Source organism: Collimonas sp. OK412 (genome assembly GCF_900112135.1).
Classification (GTDB): Bacteria; Pseudomonadota; Gammaproteobacteria; order Burkholderiales; family Burkholderiaceae_D; genus Collimonas; species Collimonas rhizosphaerae.
In genome coordinates this window covers 201,736-225,492 of sequence record NZ_FOLC01000006.1, presented here as the reverse complement: position 1 = coordinate 225,492, position 23,757 = coordinate 201,736, and the positions used below count along the sequence as shown (strand labels likewise).

At 60.1% G+C, this 23,757-nt stretch carries 22 protein-coding genes; 8 read left to right on the top strand and 14 right to left on the bottom strand.

The features are described from left to right. The first annotated feature begins 163 nt into the window (after positions 1–163). The 6 genes from BM062_RS09265 (at position 164) to BM062_RS09240 (ending at position 6,034) form a co-directional block, all read left to right on the top strand. Positions 164–1,717, top strand: coding sequence for a vWA domain-containing protein (locus tag BM062_RS09265; RefSeq protein ID WP_092396046.1), 1,554 nt, complete (start codon positions 164–166; stop codon positions 1,715–1,717). Positions 1,718–1,764: 47 nt separating this feature from the next. After that, positions 1,765–1,989 carry a hypothetical protein gene (locus tag BM062_RS25000; protein ID WP_139220019.1) on the top strand — a complete coding sequence of 75 codons (225 nt, stop codon included), beginning with the start codon at positions 1,765–1,767 and terminating at the stop codon, positions 1,987–1,989. A 321-nt stretch (positions 1,990–2,310) separates the two neighbouring features. Beyond that, a complete protein-coding gene (locus tag BM062_RS09260) occupies positions 2,311–3,546 on the top strand; it encodes an RtcB family protein (protein ID WP_092396044.1) in 1,236 nt (411 codons plus the stop codon). A gap of 78 nt (positions 3,547–3,624) precedes the next feature. Continuing rightward, entirely contained in the window at positions 3,625–4,641 is a 1,017-nt protein-coding gene (rtcA, locus tag BM062_RS09255) for an RNA 3'-terminal phosphate cyclase (protein WP_092396042.1), read from the top strand. Between the two features lie 257 nt (positions 4,642–4,898). Beyond that, positions 4,899–5,471 (top strand): HNH endonuclease, encoded by a 573-nt coding sequence (locus BM062_RS09245; protein WP_175500942.1) that lies wholly within the window; start codon positions 4,899–4,901, stop codon positions 5,469–5,471. A 386-nt stretch (positions 5,472–5,857) separates the two neighbouring features. Further along, a complete protein-coding gene (locus BM062_RS09240; RefSeq protein WP_254785014.1) occupies positions 5,858–6,034 on the top strand; it encodes a hypothetical protein in 177 nt (58 codons plus the stop codon). Positions 6,035–6,144: 110 nt separating this feature from the next. Here BM062_RS09240 and BM062_RS09235 read toward each other — a convergent pair whose 3' ends face one another. From BM062_RS09235 to BM062_RS09220, 4 genes are all read right to left on the bottom strand, one after another. Beyond that, positions 6,145–9,132 carry an FAD-binding and (Fe-S)-binding domain-containing protein gene (locus BM062_RS09235; protein WP_092396036.1) on the bottom strand — a complete coding sequence of 996 codons (2,988 nt, stop codon included), beginning with the start codon at positions 9,130–9,132 and terminating at the stop codon, positions 6,145–6,147. 44 nt (positions 9,133–9,176) lie between these two features. Continuing rightward, positions 9,177–9,944: a 2-keto-4-pentenoate hydratase gene (locus BM062_RS09230; protein ID WP_092396035.1), complete on the bottom strand. Its 768-nt coding sequence runs from the start codon at positions 9,942–9,944 to the stop codon at positions 9,177–9,179. Positions 9,945–9,993: 49 nt separating this feature from the next. Next, entirely contained in the window at positions 9,994–11,277 is a 1,284-nt protein-coding gene (locus BM062_RS09225) for an MFS transporter (RefSeq protein WP_092396033.1), read from the bottom strand. A 106-nt stretch (positions 11,278–11,383) separates the two neighbouring features. Beyond that, positions 11,384–12,601 (bottom strand): pyridoxal-phosphate-dependent aminotransferase family protein, encoded by a 1,218-nt coding sequence (locus BM062_RS09220; RefSeq protein ID WP_092396031.1) that lies wholly within the window; start codon positions 12,599–12,601, stop codon positions 11,384–11,386. A gap of 259 nt (positions 12,602–12,860) precedes the next feature. On the opposite strand from BM062_RS09220, the gene BM062_RS09215 reads away from it, so the two are divergent. Beyond that, positions 12,861–13,577 carry a GntR family transcriptional regulator gene (locus BM062_RS09215; protein ID WP_092396029.1) on the top strand — a complete coding sequence of 239 codons (717 nt, stop codon included), beginning with the start codon at positions 12,861–12,863 and terminating at the stop codon, positions 13,575–13,577. Between the two features lie 61 nt (positions 13,578–13,638). Here the strand turns inward: BM062_RS09215 and BM062_RS09210 are convergent, their stop codons facing one another. From BM062_RS09210 to BM062_RS09205, 3 genes are read right to left on the bottom strand one after another with little or no spacing between them, the layout of a single operon-like run. Continuing rightward, positions 13,639–14,241 carry an SIS domain-containing protein gene (locus BM062_RS09210; protein ID WP_092396027.1) on the bottom strand — a complete coding sequence of 201 codons (603 nt, stop codon included), beginning with the start codon at positions 14,239–14,241 and terminating at the stop codon, positions 13,639–13,641. Positions 14,242–14,257: 16 nt separating this feature from the next. Continuing rightward, a complete protein-coding gene (locus tag BM062_RS25535) occupies positions 14,258–14,395 on the bottom strand; it encodes a hypothetical protein (RefSeq protein ID WP_175500941.1) in 138 nt (45 codons plus the stop codon). A gap of 60 nt (positions 14,396–14,455) precedes the next feature. After that, positions 14,456–14,806: a winged helix-turn-helix transcriptional regulator gene (locus tag BM062_RS09205; RefSeq protein WP_092396025.1), complete on the bottom strand. Its 351-nt coding sequence runs from the start codon at positions 14,804–14,806 to the stop codon at positions 14,456–14,458. A gap of 127 nt (positions 14,807–14,933) precedes the next feature. On the opposite strand from BM062_RS09205, the gene gstA reads away from it, so the two are divergent. Then, a complete protein-coding gene (gene gstA, locus BM062_RS09200) occupies positions 14,934–15,629 on the top strand; it encodes a glutathione transferase GstA (protein ID WP_092396140.1) in 696 nt (231 codons plus the stop codon). Here the strand turns inward: gstA and BM062_RS09195 are convergent. The 7 genes from BM062_RS09195 to BM062_RS09165 form a co-directional block, all read right to left on the bottom strand. Further along, on the bottom strand, positions 15,548–16,342 hold the full coding sequence (locus BM062_RS09195; protein ID WP_092396023.1) for an SDR family NAD(P)-dependent oxidoreductase: 795 nt from the start codon (positions 16,340–16,342) through the stop codon (positions 15,548–15,550). The genes gstA and BM062_RS09195 overlap by 82 nt on opposite strands. A gap of 98 nt (positions 16,343–16,440) precedes the next feature. Beyond that, positions 16,441–17,565: an alpha/beta hydrolase gene (locus BM062_RS09190; protein WP_092396021.1), complete on the bottom strand. Its 1,125-nt coding sequence runs from the start codon at positions 17,563–17,565 to the stop codon at positions 16,441–16,443. Positions 17,566–17,698: 133 nt separating this feature from the next. Beyond that, entirely contained in the window at positions 17,699–18,415 is a 717-nt protein-coding gene (locus BM062_RS09185) for an alpha/beta fold hydrolase (RefSeq protein ID WP_092396019.1), read from the bottom strand. Positions 18,416–18,483: 68 nt separating this feature from the next. Beyond that, entirely contained in the window at positions 18,484–19,656 is a 1,173-nt protein-coding gene (locus tag BM062_RS09180; RefSeq protein ID WP_092396017.1) for a YncE family protein, read from the bottom strand. A gap of 55 nt (positions 19,657–19,711) precedes the next feature. Beyond that, complete coding sequence (locus BM062_RS09175) at positions 19,712–20,527, bottom strand: creatininase family protein (protein ID WP_092396016.1); 816 nt, start codon at positions 20,525–20,527, stop codon at positions 19,712–19,714. A 170-nt stretch (positions 20,528–20,697) separates the two neighbouring features. Further along, a complete protein-coding gene (locus BM062_RS09170) occupies positions 20,698–21,438 on the bottom strand; it encodes a tetratricopeptide repeat protein (RefSeq protein ID WP_092396015.1) in 741 nt (246 codons plus the stop codon). Then, on the bottom strand, positions 21,435–23,519 hold the full coding sequence (locus BM062_RS09165) for a bifunctional 2',3'-cyclic-nucleotide 2'-phosphodiesterase/3'-nucleotidase (RefSeq protein ID WP_092396138.1): 2,085 nt from the start codon (positions 23,517–23,519) through the stop codon (positions 21,435–21,437). Before BM062_RS09165 ends, BM062_RS09170 begins: the two co-directional genes overlap by 4 nt. Positions 23,520–23,757: the final 238 nt, after the last annotated feature.

The window sequence follows — 23,757 nt, the reverse complement described above, 5'->3', positions numbered from 1 at the left end:
ATAGAAAACAATCCTTTTTTAATCAAATAGTTATACAAATCCATACCGCAAAAATCGGGCCTGGCACAGTCGTTGCAATATAAGGGACATAGAGCGAGCAGATCCAAATCAGGATCTCGCCGCAAACGAATAGCAACAGTGACCAAGAACCGAGGAAATGAAAATGGCTAATACCCAATTGTTCCAGAGCCTGAAGGGCAAATTCCTGCCGCAGGCAAACGCCGCCAACTTCGAAGGGGCGCCAGCCTATGCAATGTCGCCGCGCCATCAGCTGGCGCAATACGCGGCTACCGGCTGCCTGAACGCTACTTACTACGCAAGCGCCGAAGCCCAGCTGGAAACCGTATTGGAACTGTGCAAAGAAGTCGATGCGCATTTCGTTGCACAGACCGCCGTGTACTGCCGTGAACGCGGCTATATGAAAGATATGCCGGCGTTGTTGACAGCGACATTGGCTGGAAAAGGATCGCCCGAGCTGTCGCGCACTTTCAAGCGCGTGATCAACAACGGCAAGATGCTGCGCAATTTTGTGCAAATCATGCGATCGGGCGCCGTAGGACGCAAGTCGCTGGGCACCCGTCCGAAGAAGCTGGTGCAAGCATGGCTGAACAATGCGTCCGAAAAAGACTTGTTGTCCGCAGCGGTAGGCAATGCGCCGTCGCTGGCTGATGTAGTGAAGATGGTCCATCCCAAACCGGCGGAAGCCTGGCGTGAAGCATTCTTCGCATGGCTGATCGGCAAGGCATATGACCCGCAAGCGCTGCCGCCTCTGGTAAAGGCATTTGAGGCGTACAAGGCCGACCGCTCGCAACCGTTGCCGAATGTGCCGTTCCAGATGCTGACCGCGTTGGAACTGTCGGACCAGGCATGGGCGCAGATTGCACGCCAAAGCGGATGGCAGATGCTGCGCATGAACCTGAATACATTTGCGCGCCACGGTGTGTATGCGTTACCGGGCATGACGGCATGCATTGCGGAGAAACTGCGCGACGCCGAAGCGATTGCGAAGGCCATGGTTTTTCCGTACCAGTTAATGGCCGCCTATGCCGCGGCCAACAAAGAGATACCAATGGAAATTAGTGAAGCATTACAAGACGCGATGGAAATTGCGCTGAACAACGTGCCTGAAATTGCCGGAAAGGTAGTGGTGTGCCCTGACGTATCAGGCTCCATGCATTCATCCGCCACAGGGTATCGCGGTTCTGCGACATCGGCGGTTCGTTGCATCGATGTCGCCGCGCTGATGGCTGCCGCGATGCTGCGCAAGAATCCGGACACGCTGGTGTTGCCGTTCGAAAATGACGTAGTGGCTTGCAATGTGAATCCGCGCGATTCAGTCATGACTAACGCGAGCAAGCTGGCGTCCATCGGCGGCGGCGGCACAAATTGCAGCGCACCGCTGGCGCAGTTGAACAAGAACAAGGCGAAGGCTGACCTGGTGATTTTTGTGTCGGATAACGAATCCTGGGTGGACGCGAAGCGTGGCGGCGCAACTGCCACAATGCGTGAATGGAACATATTCAAGCAGCGCAACCCGAACGCCAGGCTGGCTTGCATCGATATCACGCCATACAGCACGACCCAGGCCGTGGAACGGGCAGACATCTTGAACATCGGCGGTTTTTCGGACGATATCTTCCAGATCGTCGCCGATTTTGCAGCCGGTCAGTTGAGTTCAGCGCATTGGGTGGGTGAAATTCAATCCATCGTTATTTGACGCCCCTGGCCCAGATACGGCTGAGGGTCTTATTAAAGGAGCTCAATATGAGCTGGCTGATCAGAATTAGCAGTACAGGTTTTGAGCGCGGCATGAATGCCGGTGTGATTACATCAAATTGTCTCGTCACATCGACCTCTTGTCATACCGTGGCTCAATTGCGCGTGTCCCCGAATGCCGGCAAGACTACATCAGGTAAAGTCGGTTCGAATCCGGCCTGCCAGGCGGAACAAGTCTGGCAGAATGTCCTGTCGACTCTTGTCGGGATTTAACAGACCGCGCATTATCAGGTTTTAGGCGAATGCAGGTGGAACTACATCATTAAACCTGGGGAGGTGCGGGTTCAAATCCCGCCGGCGACAAAATACCGTCGCCGTAGCTTAACTGGAAGAGCGCCGTGCGGGAAACCGCACACCGTTTCACCACTCCTTGTCGCCAATTTGTTTTTGATGAATGCAGATGAAATTACATCGGTAGAGCGCCGGAGCTTGCTCCGGAGGTCCCCGGTTCAAACCCGGGTCGGCGTAAGCCGAAAGCTCAGAAAATATTTCATCATCACTTGTCATCACTCTTATTTTTAAAAGAAGAAGACCATGAAGCATGAAGAATACGACGTGTTGAACGTTGAAGGCGGAAGCCATATCAAGATGTGGACCAAAGGCGTGCCGGTGGAAGCCGAAGCCAGGCAGCAACTTGCCAATACCGCGAAGATGCCGTTCATTTATAAGCATCTGGCCGTAATGCCTGACGTGCACGTTGGCAAAGGTTCGACCATCGGGAGCGTGATTCCAACCCTGGGCGCCGTCATTCCTGCCGCCGTCGGGGTAGATATCGGTTGCGGGATGATGGCTGCCAAGACAACCTTGAGCGCCAGCGATCTGCCCGATAACCTGGGGCCGTTGCGTAGTGCAATCGAGAAAGCCGTTCCACACGGGATGTCGCCGAAGACGCGTGGTTTCAAGGGACGCGATAAAGGTTCCTGGGAAACGCCGCCGACGCCGGTTGATGCTGCATGGGCGCAGTTGAAAGACGAATTCGACGTGGTTTGCCTTAAAACGCCCAAGCTGAAAAACACGAATAATTATCGTCACCTGGGTACTCTGGGTTCCGGCAACCACTTCATCGAAGTATGCCTGGACGAAACCAATGCGGTCTGGTTTATGCTGCACTCCGGTTCACGCGGCGTAGGCAACGCGATCGGCTCGCATTTCATCGAGCTGGCCAAGCAGGATATGCGTACGCATTTCATTAACTTGCCGGATCAGGACCTGGCTTATCTGCCGGAAGGCACCCGGCATTACGACGATTATGTCGAAGCCGTGAGCTGGGCGCAGAAATTTGCGCGAATGAACCGTGAAGTGATGATGCAGAACTTGATTGCAGCGGTCCGCACTGTGATCAGCAAGCCGTTCGAGACGCACGTGGAAGCAGTAAATTGCCACCATAACTACGTGCAGAAAGAGCACCATTTCGGCAAGGACGTGCTGGTAACGCGCAAAGGCGCCGTGTCGGCGCGTGCAGGCGAGCTCGGGATCATTCCAGGATCGATGGGAGCGAAAAGCTTCATCGTGCGCGGAAAAGGCAATGCGGAAAGCTTCAACAGCTGCAGCCACGGCGCCGGACGGACCATGAGCCGGACCGAGGCAAAAAAACGCTTTACCGTTGACGACCAGATCAAGGCAACCGAGGGCGTGGAATGCCGTAAGGATGCCAATGTGATCGATGAGATTCCGATGGCGTACAAAGATATCGACGCCGTGATGGAAGCGCAGCGCGCGTTGGTGGAAGTCGTGCATACCCTGAAACAAGTGGTATGCGTAAAAGGATAGGGGATTTCCTCTCTTATGAGATGTCATGGCTCCGGTTTCGGCCGAAGCCATGACGATAAAAATAAAGAAATGCATAAAATGATTGAATTAGATGGAGCAACAGGGGAAGGCGGCGGCCAGGTTTTGCGCACGGCGCTGACATTGTCGATGATTACCGGCCAACCGTTTCGCATTGCCAATATCAGGGCCAACCGGCCCAAACCCGGATTGATGCGCCAGCACCTGGTGGCGGTGCAAGCCGCGGCCGAGATAAGCAATGCCGATATCGGCGGCGCGACCGTGGGTTCGCAATCGCTGCAATTCGTGCCGGGAAAAATCAAAGGCGGCGAATACCGGTTCGCCATCGGCACGGCCGGCAGCTGCACCCTGGTGTTGCAGACCTTGCTGCCGGCATTGCTGTATGCGGATGCGCCATCGGTAGTCCACATCACCGGGGGTACGCATAATTCCATGGCGCCGCCCGCACATTTTTTGCAGCGCGCATACGGCCGCGTGCTGGCCGAGATGGGTGCGACAGTGGATATTGAACTGAAACGCTTCGGCTTTTATCCCGCCGGCGGCGGCGAAATCGTGGCGCGCGTATCGCCGTGCGGACAACTGCGCCCACTTGAATTGATGACACGCGGCGAGCGCCTGTCCGGCTATGCGGAAAGTTTTATCGCGGGAGTGCCGGCTGATGTCGCAAAGCGAGAACTGGCCAGTGTGCAAACTGCCATGGGCTGGGATGAGCCGCAACTATTGATCCGCGGCCTGTCCCACGATCAAGGACCAGGCAATGCCTTGCTGCTCACCCTGGAACACCAGCACGCGACAGATGTCTTTTGCGCCTTCGGCGAAAAAATGGTGCGCGCCGAGGATGTTGCAAAAAAAGTAATTTCACAGGTTCGGCAATATATCGCCTCGGGCGCCGCGGTAGGTGAACACCTGGCGGATCAGATCATGCTGCCATTTGCATTGGCGGGAAGCGGCCGCTTCACGACCAGTTACGTGTCCAGGCACGCAACGACCAACGCCGAGGTCATCAGACGCTTTCTGCCAGTGGCGATCATGTTTGAAAATAATGGCGCATTCAGTACCTGTGTCATTCAAAAATAGATAGGCCGGCTTTTAGCGCCGGTCATCCGGATCAATTTCAGGAACCAGCCTGAATGGGTTCTCGCGCCTGAGAAGCGCTTCAATGGTGGTTTTAGCTTAACCGGCAAAGCCCGCGGCTGTGACCCGCGAAGATATCGGATCGTTCCCGATAAACCACCCCATCGGATTTATGCTCATCCGCCAGTAAAACAACGAAAAAACGCCCGCTTTCCGAAACCGGGAGATGCTGGTTATAATCAACGGCAAAGGTGAAGAAAATGATCTCCCATATTCTGACTCTCGATATCGCAGGCAATCCATTCGACTGGATCTCGCCGCAAGATGCTGTGCTCTATTACGCGAGCGGGAAAGTGGCTTGGGAACTGGGAGATGGCGACATCGTTTTCCGCGGCGGCTATTCCCGCGCCGGCGTGCAATCGCGCATCGCTGTCAAACCTATCATCGCCATCGCCGGCAGCGCCATCATGGCGCGCATGCTGCACATGGAACTGCCGCTGGGCCATCACAACGACTTGCTGTTCAGGCGCGACCGCTACACTTGCGCATACTGCGGCGGCCGCTTTCCGCACAACGAACTGTCGCGCGATCACATCCATGCACGCTCCCACGGCGGCAAAGACACCTGGATGAACTGCGTCACCGCCTGCAAGGACTGCAACCAGGAAAAGGGCAACAAGCCGCTGGAAAGCTTCCGCCCGCTGCTGTACGTGCCTTATGTGCCATGCCGCGCCGAACACTATCTGCTGAGCGGCAGGAACGTGCTGGCCGACCAGCACGATTACCTGGCGGCCAGGCTGCCCAAGCACAGCAGGATGCGCGACTTGAACTGAAGCGCGCGGCCATGTCCATCGCGGGCACTCGCACAAAAAACAACAGAACACGGCGGTGTATCGACGAAACGTTTGACACCGCGTTTTCATCGAGCGCAGAATCGCAACTCAGCATTTTGACCAACGTATTTTTTACAGGAAAGGAACGGCCATGCCACGGACGGCTATCAACAATTTGAACAATAAATAGCCCCGTGCATGACTGCTCGGGGCCTTCGGCGACATTGCCGACCCGAGCCGGTCGTTCCAACCATGAACCCCGGTGAGGAAACTCGCCGGGGTTTTTGCTTTTCCGGGCCAGGCATTGGCCGGCCCGCAGCAGAAATGCCGGCATGACAAACAGTGGCGCACACGCTGCGCCTGGTCATCTGCATGAAAGGATGAAGATGAAAATAACGATCAAAGTGCCGAAACCGCGCAATCCGCTGGTTGCGCCGGCCAGGGCAAGGAAAGCAGGGGCGCATGCCGCGCATGATCCCGCGCGCCGGATACGCCGTATCGAAAAACAAAACCTGAACCTGCTGCTTTCAGGGCGAACCAGGAATGGTGGCGACGATGGGTGACGACAGGCTTAAGGTGACGTGCGAAAGCAAGATGCGCGTAGCTCCGGCAGGAAGCAGCCAGGACTGCTACGGTTGTGCATCGCTGTAGCAATGCGAAAGCCCAGCTCAATTCACGGTAGCGACATGGCGAGGACACGCGCCACATGCAGCGCAACCGTATCCGCTCCATCGTGAATCTGGTGCCGGCAGCTGGTACCGTCGGCGACGATGATACTGTCTTTGCCAGCCTTGCGGACAGCCGGCAACAACGCCAGCTCGGCCATGGCGATCGACGCATCGTAGTGCTCGGCTTCATAGCCGAAACTGCCGGCCATGCCGCAGCAGGAAGATTCCACTGAATCCAGTTCAATGTGCGGGATCCATTGCAATACCGCGTGCACCGGACGCAAAGCGTCGAAGGCTTTTTGATGGCAATGCCCGTGCACCAGGACTTTGTTGCCAGGCAGCGGCTTCAGGTCCAGGTGGAAACGGCCGGCCTTTTTTTCTCTCATCAGGAATTCCTCAAAAAGATAGGCCGACGCCGCCAGCTTCTTCGCCTCTTCGCCATAACCATAATTAAGAAACTCGTCGCGCAAGGACAGCAGGCAGGATGGCTCCAGCCCGACAATGGCAATTCCGCGCTCAACGAATGGCATCAATACATCCAGCGTCCTGCGTGCTTCCGCCTTTGCCTGTTCGACCAGGCCGGCAGACAGATAGGTACGGCCGCAGCACAAGGGCTTTTGGCCTGCCACCGTATTGAAGTGCACCTGGTACCCGGCGGCTTCCAGCACCGCTTGCGCGGCACGGGCGTTTTCAGGTTCCATGTAATTGTTGAAGGTATCGACGAACAGCAAGACCTCCCGTTCGCCCTCTCCAGCCGATCTTGCATTGTTCAGAAAAGCATTCTTGAAGCGCGGAAAAGATCGTTGCGGCGCCAGGCCTACCTGCTTTTTCAGCCAGCCGGACAGCACAGGAATGCCATCGGCCCAGGCGATCAGGCCGCCGATAGCGCTGGCGTACGGCGCATACTTCGGCACAAATCCCACCAGCCTGTCGCGCAAGCTGAGGCCATGCTTGCCGGCCCACGCCGCGCGCGCTTCAATCTTGATCTTGGCCATGTCGACACCGGTCGGGCAGTCGCGCTTGCAGCCTTTGCACGATACGCACAGGTCCAGCACTTCCTTGACCTCGGCGCTGGCCAGGCCCTCGCTGCCGAGCTGGCCCGACAGCGCCAGGCGCAGGGTATTGGCGCGGCCGCGCGTGACGTGCTTTTCGTCTTTAGTGATGCGATAGCTGGGGCACATGGTGCCGGCGTCGAATTTGCGGCAATGGCCGTTGTTGTTGCACATTTCAACCAGCTTGGCCAGGCCGCCGCTCTGGTCGCCGCCGCTGCCGGCCGCGGTTTCTTCGCCGGTCAGCGGATTGCGCCTGACGTTCCAGGACGACCAGTCCAGCAAAGGACGATGCGGCAGCTCGCTATAGCCTGGGACAAAACGGAAATTGCTGGCGTCGTCCATCTTGGGCGGGCGCACGATCTTGTCCGGGTTGAAGCGATTCTGCGGATCGAACAGTTCCTTGATCTCGGTGAAGGCCGCATTGATTTTCGGACCGTATTGCCAGGCCACCCATTCGCCGCGGCACAGGCCGTCGCCGTGTTCGCCCGAATAAGCGCCTTTGTATTTGCGCACCAGCGCCGAGGCAGCCTCGGCAATTTCGCGCATATCCTTGGCGCCGCCGCGGCGCATGTCGAGTATCGGCCTGACATGCAGGGTGCCGACGCTGGCGTGCGCGTACCAGGTGCCTTCGGTGCCGTATTTGTGGAACACTTCGGTCAGCTGGCTGGTGTATTCGGCCAGGTGCTCCAGCGGCACGGCGCAATCTTCGATGAAGGATACCGGCTTGCCGTCGCCCTTCATGCTCATCATGATGTTCAGGCCAGCCTTGCGCACATCCCACAATGCTTTCTGGTCGGCCGCGCCGCTCATTTGCACCACGGACCCGGGCAGCCCCAGGTCGGCCATCAATTGGTCCAGGCTGGCCAGTTTTTTCAACAGCGCGGCGCGATCGTCTCCGGCGAACTCGACCAGCAAAATCGCTTGCGGCTGCCCTGCCAGGGCTTTTTCGATGACTGGCTTGAATGCCGGATTGCCCATGGACAGGTCGATCATGGTGCGGTCGACCAGCTCGACCGCGGTCGGACCGAGCTTGACGATGTGCTGCGTCATGTCCATTGCCTGGTAGAAGGTCGGGAAATTGACCACGCCCAGGACCTTGTGCGCCGGCAGCGGCGCCAGCGACAAGGTGAGCTGTCTGCTGTACGCCAGCGTCCCTTCGGAGCCGACCAGGATATGCGCCAGGTTGGCAATGCCGTCGTCAGTGTAGGCGCGCGGATTCTGGCAATCGAAGATATCGATGTTGTAGCCGCCGACCCGCCGCAGCACCTTGGGTACGCGTTCCGTGATCTCGGCCTGTTCGCGCCGCGCGATACGCTGCAGTCCGGCGGTGATGCCGCCGATGCGGCCGCCCTGCTCCATGCGGTCCAGGCGTTGGAAGCGTCCTAGCGTGCCGTCAGCCAGCACCGCATCGATGGCGGCTACGTTGTGCACCATGTTGCCGTACTCGATCGACCGCGAGCCGCAGGAATTATTGCCTGCCATGCCGCCGATCGTGCACTGGGCCGCGGTCGATACGTCCACCGGAAACCACAGCCCGTGCGGCTTGAGCCAGGCGTTGAGGTGGTCGAGGACCATGCCGGGCTCCACCGTCACGGTGCGCGCCGCCGGATCGAAATCGATGACCTGGTTCAGCCATTTGCTGTTGTCGATCACCAGCGCCTCGCCTACGGTCTGGCCGCACTGGCTGGTGCCGGCGCCGCGCGCCAGCACCGGGACCTGGTGGCTGCGGGCGATGTCCAGCGCCAGCAGCAGGTCGTCCTGGTCGCGCGGCACCGCCACGCCAAGCGGCATGATCTGGTAGATCGAAGCGTCGGTGGCATAGCGGCCGCGGTCGGCCCGGCCGAACAGTACTTCACCTTTCAGTTCGCGCCGCAGCTGCGCAGCCAGCGGCGTCGCCAGCGTTGGGCTGCGAGGGACCAGGTGGATAGGCTTGACCAACATGATGGAGTCCTGTCAAAAACTTGAAAAAATTGCCGATGCCCGGCTTAGGCCAGCTCGAAATGAATCGGCGGCAAACCCGCAACCTGGCCGATCACCAGGCCCGGTTCATCCGGAAAGTGGATGCCGGTATAGGACCCGGTTGTGACTACCGTGCCGGCAGGCAGGGTTATGCCGCGCGTGTTGCAATGGTTCACCAGCCAGCCCAGCAGGCGCCGCGGATCGCCGGCGGGATTGCCGGCGCTGCCCTTGAATATGTCCTTGCCGTTCAAGGTCAGGTGCGCCTCCGGCTTCAGGAAAGGAAAAGCGGCGTCATAGGCGATGAACTCGCCGCTGACCAGGGCGCCGTGGTTTTGCAGGTCCGCCAGCTGGCTCAGCTTGGGCACTTCCGGCCAGCCGGCAAGGCGGCTGGAAACGATCTCGATCGACGCCGCCATGCTGCCGATGTGGCGCATTACCTCCGGTTCCGCCATCGGCGCCGCGCCGGGCTGGAAATCGATGTCGAAACAAAACATGATTTCCAGCTCGATGCCCAGCACCGGGTAAGCGGAGCGCTCGATGAGCGTGGTGGCGGGATAAATACGCTCCGCCGGCAAAGGCGCACCCTGTATCGGCCCCTGCGCCGATTTTGCACCTATCTTCCAGCCGCCGATCCTGGCCTGCCGGTGCTGCAGGAACGCGTGCTGCACCAGGTAGGCAGCGTCGGCGCTAACCGGCTCCAGTTCCTGCGGAATGCATTCGACTGTCGCATGATTGCCGTATGCCGTGCCCAACAGATGCGCCAGCCGCTGTTGTGGAGATTGCGAAGAACTCATAAAAACCCCTGGTTATAGCTATGTCGCATGGCCGGATCGACAGGCGCTTCTAGGCGCCGGCCTTCACCGGGTTGGCCGCAGCGTCCGCCACGCTGTGCTCGAATTTGCTGTCGGGCTGCATGCGGAACGCCAGCAGCACGCCGAATCCCATCAGGATCATGCTGCCGACGAACGGCAGTTCCCAGCTGCCGAAGCGGTCGATCAGGTAACCGGACAGCACCGGCGAGATGATCGCCGCCAGCGCCGAACCGGTATTCATCATGCCGCTGGCGGTGCCTGAATATTGCGGAGCGATATCCATCGGAATCGCCCACATCGGGCCGATCGTCATTTCGGCGAAAAAGAAACCGGCGCTCAGGCAAAGTATCGAGACGTAGACGTTGTGCGTGACCAGCAGCGGCAGCAGCGACAGCAACGTCAATAGCATGCAGACCGACACCATCTGGCTGCGCGCCCGCTTCAGGTTGCCGGTGCGTTTCAGGATCCTGTCGCTGACGATGCCGCCCAGCGTATCGCCGACCACGCCGGCGAAGAACACGCTGGAAGCGAACAGGGCGGATTTCTTGATGTCCAGGTCGTAGCTGTGCAGGAAATATTGCGGGATCCAGCTCAGGAACAGCCACAGCGTCCAGCCATAGCAGAAATACACGATGGTCACCGGCAGCATGCGCTTGAACAGCGCTCCCCATGGAATCTTCGGCGTGTTTTTCTTGACGGCCGGCAGCACTGCCAGCTCTTCCTGGGTAATGCGCGGATGTTTCTCCGGATGTTCCGTAAACACGAATGCCCACACCAGTACCCAGACCAGGCTGATCACCCCGCAGATATAGAACGATTCGCGCCAGCCATGGGTCGCCATGATGAACACCACCAGTGTCGGCGCGACCGCATTGCCGATACGGGCGAAGGCATGGGTGACACCTTGGGCAAACCCGCGGTTTTCCTTGGCGACCCAGCGCGACATGGCGCTGGTGGCTGCCGGAAAGGTGGCGCCCTCGCCCAGCCCGAGCAGCAGCCGGGCAAGCAGCAGCGAAAACAGGCCGCCGGCAAAACCGGTCAGGATGGTGGCGATGCCCCACAAGATGCCGCAATAGATCAGGGTGCGTTTGGCGCCGAACTTGTCGCTGACCCAGCCGCCGATGATCTGGAACACCAGGTAGGGATAGGCGAAGGCCGAGAACACCAGGCCGATCTGCGTTTTCGACAGATCGAATTCTTTCGCAAAGCCGGCCGCGGCGGTGCTGACGTTGACGCGATCCAGGTAGGTAATGAAATACATCAGGCATAACATGATGAGCACGACCGTGGTCGCGCGCAAACGCAGGTGTTTCATTGTTGTCTCCAATATCATGGTGGTCGGCAAGCGCCGCAGGACATCTTTATCCTTGCTCCCCGTCCTCTGCGGGACGGTGCCGGAGCGGTTTCCGCAATTTCGCCGTCTACGCTGCCTTTAATACCGGTTTGCTCTTTTGCGCCGCCAGGTTTTCCATCGCCGCCACTACGCCGCTGCCGGCCAGGGGCACGCCGGCCAGCTTCAGGCCCATTTCGCAGCCGGCCAGGGTCGCCATCAGCGTCAGGTCGTTGGCTTCGCCCAGGTGGCCGATGCGGAACATGCCGCCTTTCATTTTCCCGAGGCCGGTGCCGAGCGACATGTTGAAGTTTTCATAGATGGTCTTGCGGATCGCATCGGCATCAAAGCCGGGTGGCGTCATGACGCCGGTCAGCACCGGTGAGTACAGCGCCGGATCGGCGCACTGGATTTCCAGGCCCCAGGCACGCACCGCGGCGCGGCAGGCGCTTGCCAGCCGCTGGTGGCGCAGGAACACCTGCTCCAGGCCTTCGCCCAGGATCATGTCGAGCGCTTCCGACAATCCGTACAGCAGGTTGGTGTTGGGCGTGTAGGGCCAGTAGCCGGCCTGGTTCATCTCGATGATGTCGGTCCAGTCCCAGAATGCTTTTGGCAACCTGGCGTTCTTGCCGGCCGCGATGGCTTTCTGCGATACCGCGTTGAAGCTGATGCCGGGCGGCAGCATCAAACCTTTTTGCGATCCGGACACGGTAACGTCGACACCCCACTCATCGTGGCGATAATCCGCCGAGGCCAGGCCGGAAATCGTGTCGACGATCAGCAAGGCCGGATGGCCGGCGGCGTCTATCGCCCTTCGTACGGCGGCGATATCCGAAGTGACGCCGGTTGAAGTTTCATTGTGGACCACGCACACCGCCTTGATCTGATGTTCGCGATCCTGGCGCAAGCGCTGTTCGATGCGGTCGGCCTGCACCCCTTGGCGCCAGCCTTCGGTGCCGGGCAAGCCGAGGAACTCCGGCTTCAATCCCAAGGCCTCCGCCATTTTTTTCCAGAGCGTGGCGAAATGCCCGGTTTCGTACATCAGCACCGTATCGCCCGGACTCAGGGTATTGGTCAGTGCCGCTTCCCAGGCGCCGGTGCCGGAGGCCGGATAGATCACTACCGGCTGCACGGTCTTGAAGATTTTCTTGATGCCTGCCAGCACCTGCAGGCCCAGCGCGCCGAATTCCGGGCCGCGGTGGTCGATGGTGGGATAACTCATGGCGCGCAGGATGCGGTCAGGCACCGGGCTGGGACCCGGGATCTGCAGGAAATGACGGCCGGCCGGATGGAAATCTAGTGTCAACATGTATGCCTCCTTTGAACAAATTGTATTTTGCATTCAAAATACTTTATCAGTCCAAATCTCAGCCGTAAAGGGATTTTTAACAATACCTGACTGGCGGAATCGGCTTAAAACCACTTCAAACCCTTAATAATCAATGAAATATAGTGATTTTTAGCTGATTTATTCTTTTTTACATTCACTTCGGATAACCACGGCCAACGATTCTTGCGCCTGGTATTTGATGTTAAAATACAGACAAATGCGTGGAAAAGGATTTTGAATGCAAAATGCGATAATTGGACAGGAAGAAAAAGCCGCTCCCCTGGTGCCCAAACTGGAGCGCCAGCGCCTGCATGACACGGTGGTTGACCATTTGCGCAACCTGATCGTCGAAGCGGTGTTGACACCAGGGACCAAACTCAACGAACGGGAGTTGTGCGAAACGCTGGGCATTTCGCGCACCCCCTTGCGCGAAGCGCTGAAGGTGCTGGCGGCCGAAGGCTTGATAGAGATATCGCCGAACCGGGGCGCCTCAGTCTCCAAGATGTCGGAAACGGAAATCTGGGAAACCTTCGAACTGATGAGCGGCCTGGAAGCGATGTCGGGCGAGTTGGCCTGCGAGCGCATCACGCCGGTCGAACTGGCCGAGATCAAGGCCCTGCACTATGCGATGCTGGCGTGCAAGGCGCAGAACGATTTGCCTGGCTACTACAGCCGCAACCAGGCGATACACGACAAGATCAACGACGCCGCCCGCAATTCAGTGCTGCGCCAGACTTACCTGGGCTTGAACCGGCGCCTGAAGGCGCTGCGCTTCAAGTCGAATTTCCAGCCGACCAAATGGGATAGCGCCGCGCATGATCACGACGAAATGGTGAAAGCGCTGGAAGCGCGCGACGGCAAACGGCTGGCGGCAATATTGCGCCAGCACTTGCTGGACAAGCGCGACGCGGTGCTCAGCGCTGCCGCTGTGCCGGGCGCCGAACAGCTGGCTTGATGCGCGCAGGGAGACGGCCGGCCACGCGCTCGCTTGCTGAGCGCGGCGCGGCAGGCAGGCGTCAAGCCTTGCCGGCGTAGTTCTCTGGGAAAAAATGACGTTCGATCAGTTCGATCAGGATGTGCAGCACCTTGATGTGCAATTCCTGCACGCGATCGGCGAACGTGCCGCCCGGCGTGCAGATATAGACATCGCTCAGGGACGACAGCAGCTCCGCCTGCTTGCCGGACAGGATAATCACATGCATGCCGAGGTCGCGTGCGGTTTGCGCCGCGCGGATGATGTTCTTGCTGGTGCCGCTGGTGCTCAGCGCGACCAGGCAATCGCCGGCGCGGCCGTGCCCTTCGATATAACGCGAAAACACCTGTTCATAACCATGGTCGTTGCCGACGCAGGTCAGGTGGCCGGCGTCGCTGATCGCGGTGGCGCCCAGCGCCGCGCGGTCCAGCCGGTAGCGGCCGGTCAGTTCTTCGGCGAAATGCATGGCGTCGCACATCGAGCCGCCATTGCCGCACGAATACACGCGGCCCTTGCGTTCAAACACATCGATCAGCAGCGCCGCCGCCTGTTCGATCGATTGCAGCGCCGTGTCGTTGGCGAGCAGGGCTTCCAGCGCTTGCTGCGCTTCGGCCAGGCTGGCGTTAATGTGTTGCTTCAATTGCATACTCCGTTCGGATAAGTTAACGATTGCTGCGCGTGACGCCGGCATCGATCACGCCGTAGGGAGTGATGGTGGTGCCGCTTTCGCCGGAAGGCGATGTGACATGGCCGCAGGCTGCCAGCAGCAGGATTGTCATCAGGGGAAACAGTAGGCGCATCGTCGTCTCAAGGGGTGAATGGTAGCTCTAACAGACCTGCCGTGCAGTGAAATGTTCCGGTCAGGGCGCCAGCTTAGCCTGTTCCGGGTTTTGCTGCTGTTCCTGTTTCAGCCACAGCCCGAACTCCTTCAGCACCTCCACCACCTTGCGCAAGCGCTGGCCGTCGGCGGTAAGGCAGTACTCCACTTTCACCGGCACTTCGGCGTAAACCGTGCGTTGCACCAGTCCCGCCGCTTCCAGGGCGCGCAGGTCTAGCGTCAGCATGCGCTGGGAGATATTCGGCACGTCGCGCCGCAAGTCGTTGAAGCGCTTGGGGCCATCCAGCAGGTAAGACACCAGCAGCATGCGCCAGCGCCCGCCCAGCAGCAGCATGGCTTCCTCCACCGAGCAGCCCGAGACATTCGTTTTCATGCAGCCACCTAAGTATAATTTATGTACCTATATAACAAAAATCTCCCTTCTTTACAATAGTAACTACCATCACCATACTCTCCTGCACCTGCAGCATACGGCTGCGATTCCACAGGAGAACCGGATGATGAAACTGTATTTTGCCCCCGAGACTTGTTCGCTGTCGCCGCACATCGTGCTGCGCGAACTGGGCTTGCCGTTTGAACTGGTGAAGGTCGACAACAAGACCAAGCGCACCGCCGACGGCCAGGATTTCCTGGCCGTCAATCCGAAAGGCTACGTGGCGGCGCTGCAGCTGGAGAACGGCGAAGTGCTGACGGAGGGGCCGGCAATCGTGCAGTATCTCGCCGATCTCAGGCCGGAAGCAAAACTGGCGCCGGCCAACGGCAGCTGGCAGCGGGTGCGCCTGCAGGAATCGCTGAATTTCATCACCAGCGAAATCCATGCGGGACTGAGCCCGCTGTTCAACGCGACGCTCCCGGATGGCGTCAAGACCGTCTTCAAGGACAAGCTGCTGCAGCGCCTGGACCAGGTCGCATCGACCCTGGAGCAGCACGACTACCTGCTCGGCGCGCAGTTCGGCGTGGCCGATGCCTACCTGTTCACGGTGCTGCGCTGGACGACATTGTTTTCGATTGACCTGGCCCGGTGGCCGGCCATCGCCCGCTATATGGAAAACATCGGCTCCCGCGCCACGGTGAAAGCGGCGCTGGCGGCGGAAGCTGCTAGAGCCCAGGCAAATCAGGAAATCGAACGCACCACGCCGCCATCCACACGCAAGGCGGCGCCAGTGGTAGCCGAAGCCTGTACCGAGGCGAGATAGACCACCATGTTGGCGACTTCCTCCACCGTGGCGAGGCGCTGGATCAGCGAGCTGGGGCGGTGTTCTTTCAGGAAGTCGCGTTCCAACTCTTCGCTTGCGATGCCCTGGTCGCGCGCCATCGAAGCGAAGAAATCGCCTACGCCTTCGGAGCGGGTCGGCCCCGGCAACACCGCGTTGACGGTGACGCCGCTGCCGGCCAGGGTTTCCGCCAAGCCGCGCGAAACTGCCAGCAAGGCTGTCTTGGTCATGCCGTAATGAACCATTTCCTTGGGAATCTGCAAACCCGATTCGCTCGACAGGAACTGCACCCGGCCCCAGCCGCGCTTGACCATGCCCGGCGCGTAGTGGCGCGACAGGCGCACCGCGCTCATCACGTTGACGTCGAAGAAACGCTGCCAATCTTCATCGGTAATATCGAAGAAAGGCTTGGCTTCGAAGATGCCAAGGTTGTTGATCAGGATGTCGGTTTCCAGCACTTGCTTGAACAGCAGGGCGGCGCCGTCCGCGGTGCCGAGGTCGGCGGCGATGCCTTGCAGGCGGGCGGCAGGAACTTTGCCGCGGATCTGCTCCAGGGCCTGGTCGACCCGTTCCTGGGTGCGGCCGTTCACTACCACCGTCGCCCCCGCCTGCGCCAGGCCGAGCGCAATCGCCAGGCCGATGCCGGCGGTCGAGCCGCTCACTACTGCATGTTTGTCGCTTAGATCGATCTTCATGGAATTCTCTCTGTAGGTTACGCAATGCGCACTTGCCGCCGCATTGGAATCATAGAGGAAATCCGGGATCGGCATTTTTGCCCACCCGATCGCGGCTCCTAGTTGGCGCCCTCCGCCAGCGGCCGCACATATTTCAGCAGGCTGACCAGCGTTTTGCCGGGCTCTTCCCACGGAATCATGTGCGCCGAATGCTCAAACCAGACACCTTGCTTGTAGGGTGCGCGCACCTGGTCCAGCCAGGCGGCGGTAGGCGAGGTTGGGGTCGTGTAGTCATGGCGCCCCATGAACATCACTACAGGTATGGGAAAGGTATGGACATTCGTAAAGTCGACATTGACGAACTCGGGCAGGATCTTGCCCAAGGTGAGCAGGCTGCCCTGGTCTATGGCGCGGATATCGGCCTCGTCATACTCTGGCGATAGCAGCGGCGCGTCGAAATAATAGGTGGATGTATCGCGGAATGCGCTCAAGCCGCCGTAGAACTGGGGCCACTTCCTGGCGACAATGATGCGCTCGCGCGTGATGGGCTGGTCGCCCGGGTAAGGCGCAATCGACTCCAGTTCCTTCAGGGCAGGCGCATTGTCATGCGCTTTTGCCTGCTGCAGCGCGTATTCAAAGCTGATGCGCTCGTTTTCCCTGGTGCTGATGACCTGTCCGATGCCAATGTAGGCATAAAAAAGATCGGGGCGCTTCAGCGCGGCACTCATGCCGATGACCGTACCCCAGCTGTGTCCCATCAGGATGATTTTTTTCTTGTGGTATCGCTTACGGACGTATTCGGCTACTTCGATGGCGTCGTCGACGTAGCGCGGGATATGGATGCTGTCGCCGATGGCGTGCGGATCGGCCTCGCCATCGGCCGCGCCATAGGCCTCGCCATAGGTCTTGCCGGCCCCGCGCTGGTCCCAGTTGACCACGGTGAAATATTCTTCCAGCGGCCGCTGGAACTGCCAGATGGTGGGTGTCAAGGGCGAGGCCGGGCCGCCGTGGATGAACAAGATGATAGGGTTGGCCTGGTCCTGGCCCCGGACGTTGAGCCATTGGTCTATGCCGCCAATGCCGGTTTTATAGGACTCCTGGATGCCGGACGGCGCGACGATGCGCTCCAGGTCGCGGACCACTTCTTTTACCTTCTTGTAGGCTGCCGCCTCTGCAGGCTGTTGCGCGCTAGCGTGGGTGGAAGTCAAAGCCAGGATAAGGCACCCTAACCATACAATCTTCATGCAAGTCCTCCTGATGGGGGTGGATGTAAGAGCAGCAGCAGGATGCTAGCAAATTAACTTCCATCCCGACAGGGGATATATCAGCAACGCCCTGTATTCCCAGCGGCGTCGTCTGTGAAGCATCCGGACAACGCTAGGAACCCTTGGCGCAATCGACAATCAGGCGCATCAGTTCGTCAAATTCATCCGGGCGTTCTGCGCTCAACAGCGGAAACAGGTGCTGGTGGTCGGTCCCGGCGATTATCCGCAGCTGGCGCGAACGCGCTTTTTGCGCCGACTGCAGCAGCCGTTCCGGTATTTCCAGGGGAATCACGGCGTCGTGCTCGGCCGCGATAATCAGCAAGTTGCCGGTGAATCCGGCCAGGATTGCCCAGGCGTCGCTGTCGGCCCAACTGCGGTGGCGCCGGATGATCTCTGAGAACCGCGGGCCGAACGGCAGCGCGTAGGCGGCGGGTTCATACACCCCGGGCACGATCAGGATCAAGGCGGCGACCTGGTGCGTTTGCGTCAGCTTGATGGCGTTGTAAGCGCCCATGCTGCTGCCGAATATCACCAGCGGCTGCGCCAGCTTGCGGGCTGCGATCACCGCCTCGGCCTGGCGCGTGCGGCTGGCCACCGAAGAATATTCCAGCAAGCCGCCGGTATCGCCATGGCCGATGCAATCGAACGAAGTGCTGGCCACGCCGCGCGCCTGCAGCGCCGGCCGCAAACCCGAGCGGCTGGCGGTAGCGCGCGAACTGGCGCCGGCGCCGTGCAGTATCAAGGCATGGCAAGACGAAGCGGCGCGATGGAAATCGCCTTTCAGCAAGAAATTTTCGTAGGGAACTTCAAAGGATTCTATGGCTTGCATAATCGGCGGAAAATAAGTGTCAGGCGCAGGCTGCCCGGACCGGGAGCCCGGGCAGCGGTCGAGAAAAATCAGCGCATGTTGCCGGTGTGGCCCAGCGAATAACGGCCCGGCTGCGGCCAGACGGTGAGGCCGTGCGGCTCCATGCCGACGGGGATCGACTTGACCGCGCCGCTGGTGGTGTCGATGGCATACACGACATCGTCGAAACGGCCGGACAGCCACAGCATCTTGCCGTCCGCGCTGACATTGCCCATGTCAGGGCTGCCGCCGCCCGGGATCGGCCAGTTCGCCACCACTTGGCGCGTGGCGAAGTCGATCACCGAGATGCTGCCCTTGCCGCGGCGGCCGCCGTGGACCTTGTTCGAGCCGCGGTTGGAAACGTACAGCTTGCTGCCGTCGCGGCTCGGATACAAGCCGTGGGTGCCGGTGCCGGTCTTGATGAAACCGGTCTTGGTGAAACTATCGCCGTCGATCACATAAACGCCGTCAGCCATCATGTCAGCCACAAAAAACGCCTTGCCGTCCGGCGAAATGCGGATGTCCTGCGGCATGCCTTTCTTGTCGAGCAGCAGGTAGCCGAGCACCTTGCGGTTGACCATGTCGATCTTCGCCAGCTTGCCGCCGAACTCGCAGGTGAACAGGGCGTATTTGCCGTCGATCGAAAAATCGGCGTGGTTGATGCCCTTGCATTCCGGCACCGGCAGGCTCGACTTCAGCGCCATCGTATGCGCATCGCGGAAATCCAGCTGGGCATGGGCTTCCACCACCACGATGGCTTCCTTGCCGTCGGGCGTGAAATACATATTGTAGGGATCGTCCACCGCCACTTCCTTGCCCGGCTTCGCAGTCTTGGGATCGATCGGCGTCAGGCTGCCGTCGGGCCGGCCTTCGGCATTGTTCGCTACCCACAGGGTCTTCAGGTCCCAGGCCGGCACCACGTGCTGCGGGCTGTAGCCGACGCGGAATTTCTCGACCACCTTGAAGGTCGCCGGATCGATCACGTAGACATCGTTGGAACGCAGGTTAGGCACATAAATGCGCGGCAGCGCGTCAGCTACTACTGGACTGAGGCGGCCGGCGCCGGCTTCGCTGTACAGGTTGGCAGGGTTGACCACGGGCGGCATGCCGGCCACGGTGGCGATGGCGGGCGCGGCGAAGGCGCCGGCGGCGACGGATACGGCTGCCAAGGCGCTGCTGACAGAGATTGCGAGGCGCGACAGACGGCAAGAACGAAATTGCATGATGGTTCCTTGATTAAATAAGCAGCAAAGTAATGTCGGTGATTGAAGTGATGGTTTAGCGTGCAGCCGTCTCGGCCTTGAGCGCCTTGACGGTCTGCGTCACGATGTTGTCGATGCCGAGCTGGCCGATTTCAGCGCTGGAGCGGCGCGGATCGCCGCCGTACACGCCGTCGGCCAGGCCGAGCCTGGGGCCGCTGCGCAGGCTGTCCTGGCGCACCATCTGCGGCGCCACGGCCAGCTGCAGCGAGGTGTCGGCCAGTCCGGCGTGGGTGCCGATTTCATCGTCGCGATAGCCGCGCTTGCGCAGTATCTCGGCGTAGCCGTCCGAACTGGCGGCGTAATATTCCGGCGGCAGGATGGCGCGCGCCGGCGAACCGGCCCAGCTCTTGTTCAGCTGCGCCACGGCTTTCTTGACATCGTTCTGGTAGCCGCCGTGGTCGCCCAGGAACACGATGTTCTTGAAACCGTGGACCTTGAAACTGTTGGCGGCCGATTCCAGGGTCTTCTGGAAGACGTCGTCCGGGATCGTGATGGTGCCGGGGAAGCGCATATGCGACGTCGGCGGCGCGAAATTGCCTTCCGGCACGTAAGCGATCACCGGCGCCACCAGCGCATTGCCCAGTCCTTCCGCGATCCGCTGCGACAGGATCTTCACGCGCACGTTGTGTTTGCCGAGCGCGACATCGGGGCCGCTTTGCTCGGTCGCGCCGATGGGAATCAGGATGGTGGTCTTGCCGGCCTGGACCTGGCTGCGCAGCTCGGTCCAGGTCAGCTCTTCAAGGAAGACGGTTTTCGGCGTTTGCGCAAAGGCGATCTGTGCGGCGGTGAGGAAAAGGGCGGCAACGAAAATCCGTCGTGGTGACAAGAGCATGAACATTCCTCATGAAAAATCCGGGGCAGGTGTGTGCGCTGCCGGCGCAAGGCTGGCAACCGGCATATGACGCCGGATCGGCACACAGGTTCCTGGCTAATTCTACTCTGCCGGATATGAGGATAGGTACGGGAGAAATCCAGGCGTCCTGGAGCGCCGGCCTGCAGCGGTTACTGGTAATTATTCCAGCGCATGCTGCGCTCGTCGGTGGCTTCCTTGATCAAGTGGCGCGCCCGCACGGGATCACGCTCGCCGTGCTGGTCGCCGCTCTCCAGGCTCATGGCCAGGGCCTGGATCGCCACCGGGAAATCGCCCTCGGCCGAACGTTCCAGCCATACGCGGGCCAGCTGCGGATTCTGCTCTACGCCTTCGCCCGCGGCATAGGCGTTCGACAGCAGGAACATCGCTTGCGCGTTGCCCTGCTTGCTGGCTTCCAGCAGCCATGTGGCCGAAAGTTGCAGGTTGCGCGGCACGCCTTCGCCGTATTTCGCCATGCGGGCCAGCATGAAACCGGCTTTTGCATTGCCCGACGCGGCGGCACGCTCATACCAGCTCCAGGCTTGGGCTTGGTCAAGCTTGAGTCCCAGGTTGCCTTGGTAAAAAGCCTGGGCCAGCTGGAACCGGGCTTCCGGGTCGCCGGCTGCCGCCGCTTTCAGCAGCCATGCGCCCGCTTGCGCGGACTGGTCGGGCATAGACGCCAACGCCAGCGCCAGTTCACGCTGCGCCACCGGCCGGCCAGCCGCGGCCCACGCCTGCAGCTGGGCAACCGCGCCGGGCTGGCGGCCGTGCAGGGCAAGCATGCCGACCGATTCGATCCGTGCATTGTCCGGCACTACCTCGCTGGTACATGCGCCCAGCGACGCGGCCAGCAGCAAGAGCGTTATCGCCAACGGTTTTTTGATAACCATCATTTGCTCAGGTCGATGGCGTATTTGGCAAAACCGCTGGCGTCCAGCGCGCCTTCCGCCGTTACCCGGCCCAAACCCAGCGCTTGCGCCACCGCCAGCTTGCCCGGCGCGGAGCGCAGGATCACCGGCCCCTGCGTGCTCACCTTGACGAAACTCCAGCTTTGTCCGCTGCCGTTTGCCGCATTGGTGACCTTGCCCTGTTTTTTCAGGTAAGCGCTGACCACCGCCTGGTTGGCGTCCGGCGATTTGATGATGGTCTTGCTGCCGTCTATGCCCGGCACGTTGCCGCCGCCGCCCGCGCGGTAGTCATTGGTGGCGACGATGAAATCGTCGGTATCGGCGACTGCCTTGCCGGCGTACGTCAGATTGACGATGCGGCTGCCGGCCGGTTTGGTGACGTCGATCTGGTACTGCATCGCGTTGTTTTCGGCATAGAACACGTCGTAGTTGAAAATCGTCGAGTAGGACGGCACCAGGTCTTGCTCGCCGGTGCTGGCCGGATTGATCGTGGCGAACTGCTTGGCCGCGGTTTCCAGCCAGTTTTTCAGATCGGAGCCCTTGATCTTCACTGCCTGCAGGTTGTTGTTGCCGTACAAGTACAGATCGCCTGGATTGCGTACCTGCAAGCCGAACGGGGCGGCCGCGGACGCGCCCGGAGCGACGTCGGTAAAGTCGGTGGGACCGTTGCGGCCGGCTTTGAACGGCGCGCTGCAGGAAATCACCGGGATCGACTTGTAGCTCGCCAGCACCGGATCGGTGGAGCTGGCGAGGAAGGTTTTCACATAGTCGATCTGGGCCTGGTTGACGATCTGGATCGCGCTGACATCGCCCACCAGCGAAAAGTAGGCGGACATCTCGAAATCGGTCGTGGTGCCCAGCGGCTGCGTGGCATAAGACAGGGTAGCCTGGTGTTCAGCGGCGACCAGCGGCGCAATCGTAGGATCGGCGTCGATATTGGTCTTGCCGTCGGCATATTTGAAGCCGCGCGCTTCGACGCTGGTCTGCTCTTTCTGCACCACCCATTTGCCGCCCTGGTATTTCAATACCATCTTGATGATGCCCAGGCGCCGGCCCCAGCTTTGCGCCATCACTGCCGGAATGCCGTTGACCAAGCCTTTGCCGGTATCCACCAGGGTGCTTGGCAGGGCTGCCAGCGAAGCGTCGATGGCCGGCGCGCCGGTTTCACGCGCTTGCGGGAAAATCAGGTGTGAATGGCCCAGCATCAAGGCGTCGATGCCGGTAGTAGCCAGGTACAGGCTGCCGTTTTCCATCTTCGGGCTGTAAGGCGAAGCATCCAGCCCGCCGTGCGACAGGGCGACCACCAGGTCGGCGCCCTTGCTGCGCATCTCCGGCACATATTTGAGCGCCGATTCCTGCACGCCGTTGACCATCACCTTGCCGGCCAGGTTTTTCTGGTCCCAGTCCATGATCTGCGGCGGCACGAAGCTGATGATGCCGACGTTCAGCGCCACGTTCATGCTGCCGCCGTCGGGCTTGGTGGCGGTGAACTGCTTGGCGATCACGGCGTAGGGATTGAAGATCGGCTTGCCGGACGACACCCCGACCACGTTGGACAGCACCAGCGGGAAGTTGGGCGCGCCGCAGCTGCTGCCTTTTTGCACGCCCGGCACGCCGAAATCGGTATTGGTGATCTGGCTGAGGAAATCCAGGCCGTAGTTGAATTCGTGGTTGCCCATGCCGGCGCCGTCGTACTTCAGGGCGTTCATCACCTTGTGCACCGCCAGCGTGCCGCTGCAGGTCACCGGCGCGGCAACCGCCTGGTAATCGCCGAGCAGCGTGCCCTGGATGACATCGCCGTCGTCCAGCAGCAGGTTGTTGGGATTTTCCTGGCGCGCGCCCTTGATCAGGGTTGCGGTGCGCTCGAGGCCGAGGCTGGTGTCGGCCTTCAAGCCGTAATAGTCGTAGCTCAGCACGTTCTGGTGGATGTCGGTAGTCTCCAGCAGTCCCAGCTTGAGCACCGTGCCTTCGGGAATCGCATTGTCGGGATTATTGACGCCGAGGTTGCTGCTGCCGTTGCTGCCGCAGGCGGAAACTGCCAAGGCAGCGAGGGCGGTCAGACACATCTTTTTATGCATGGGAACTTTCGGAAATATTGTCGGGGCTTGTCTTGATAAGAAGCTGGCGCCACTGTTACGCGCTTTTTGAGGCGTTCCGGGCGGAAATTATATTTTGGAAATATTTCCTGATCATTACATTACGTTACATGCGCCGGCGCCTTGCGCGGCGGCAGGGTTTTGTTCTACAACCGTGATCTCGGCATGACGAATCCGGGCAAGATGCTTAAACTTATTGCCCGGTAAA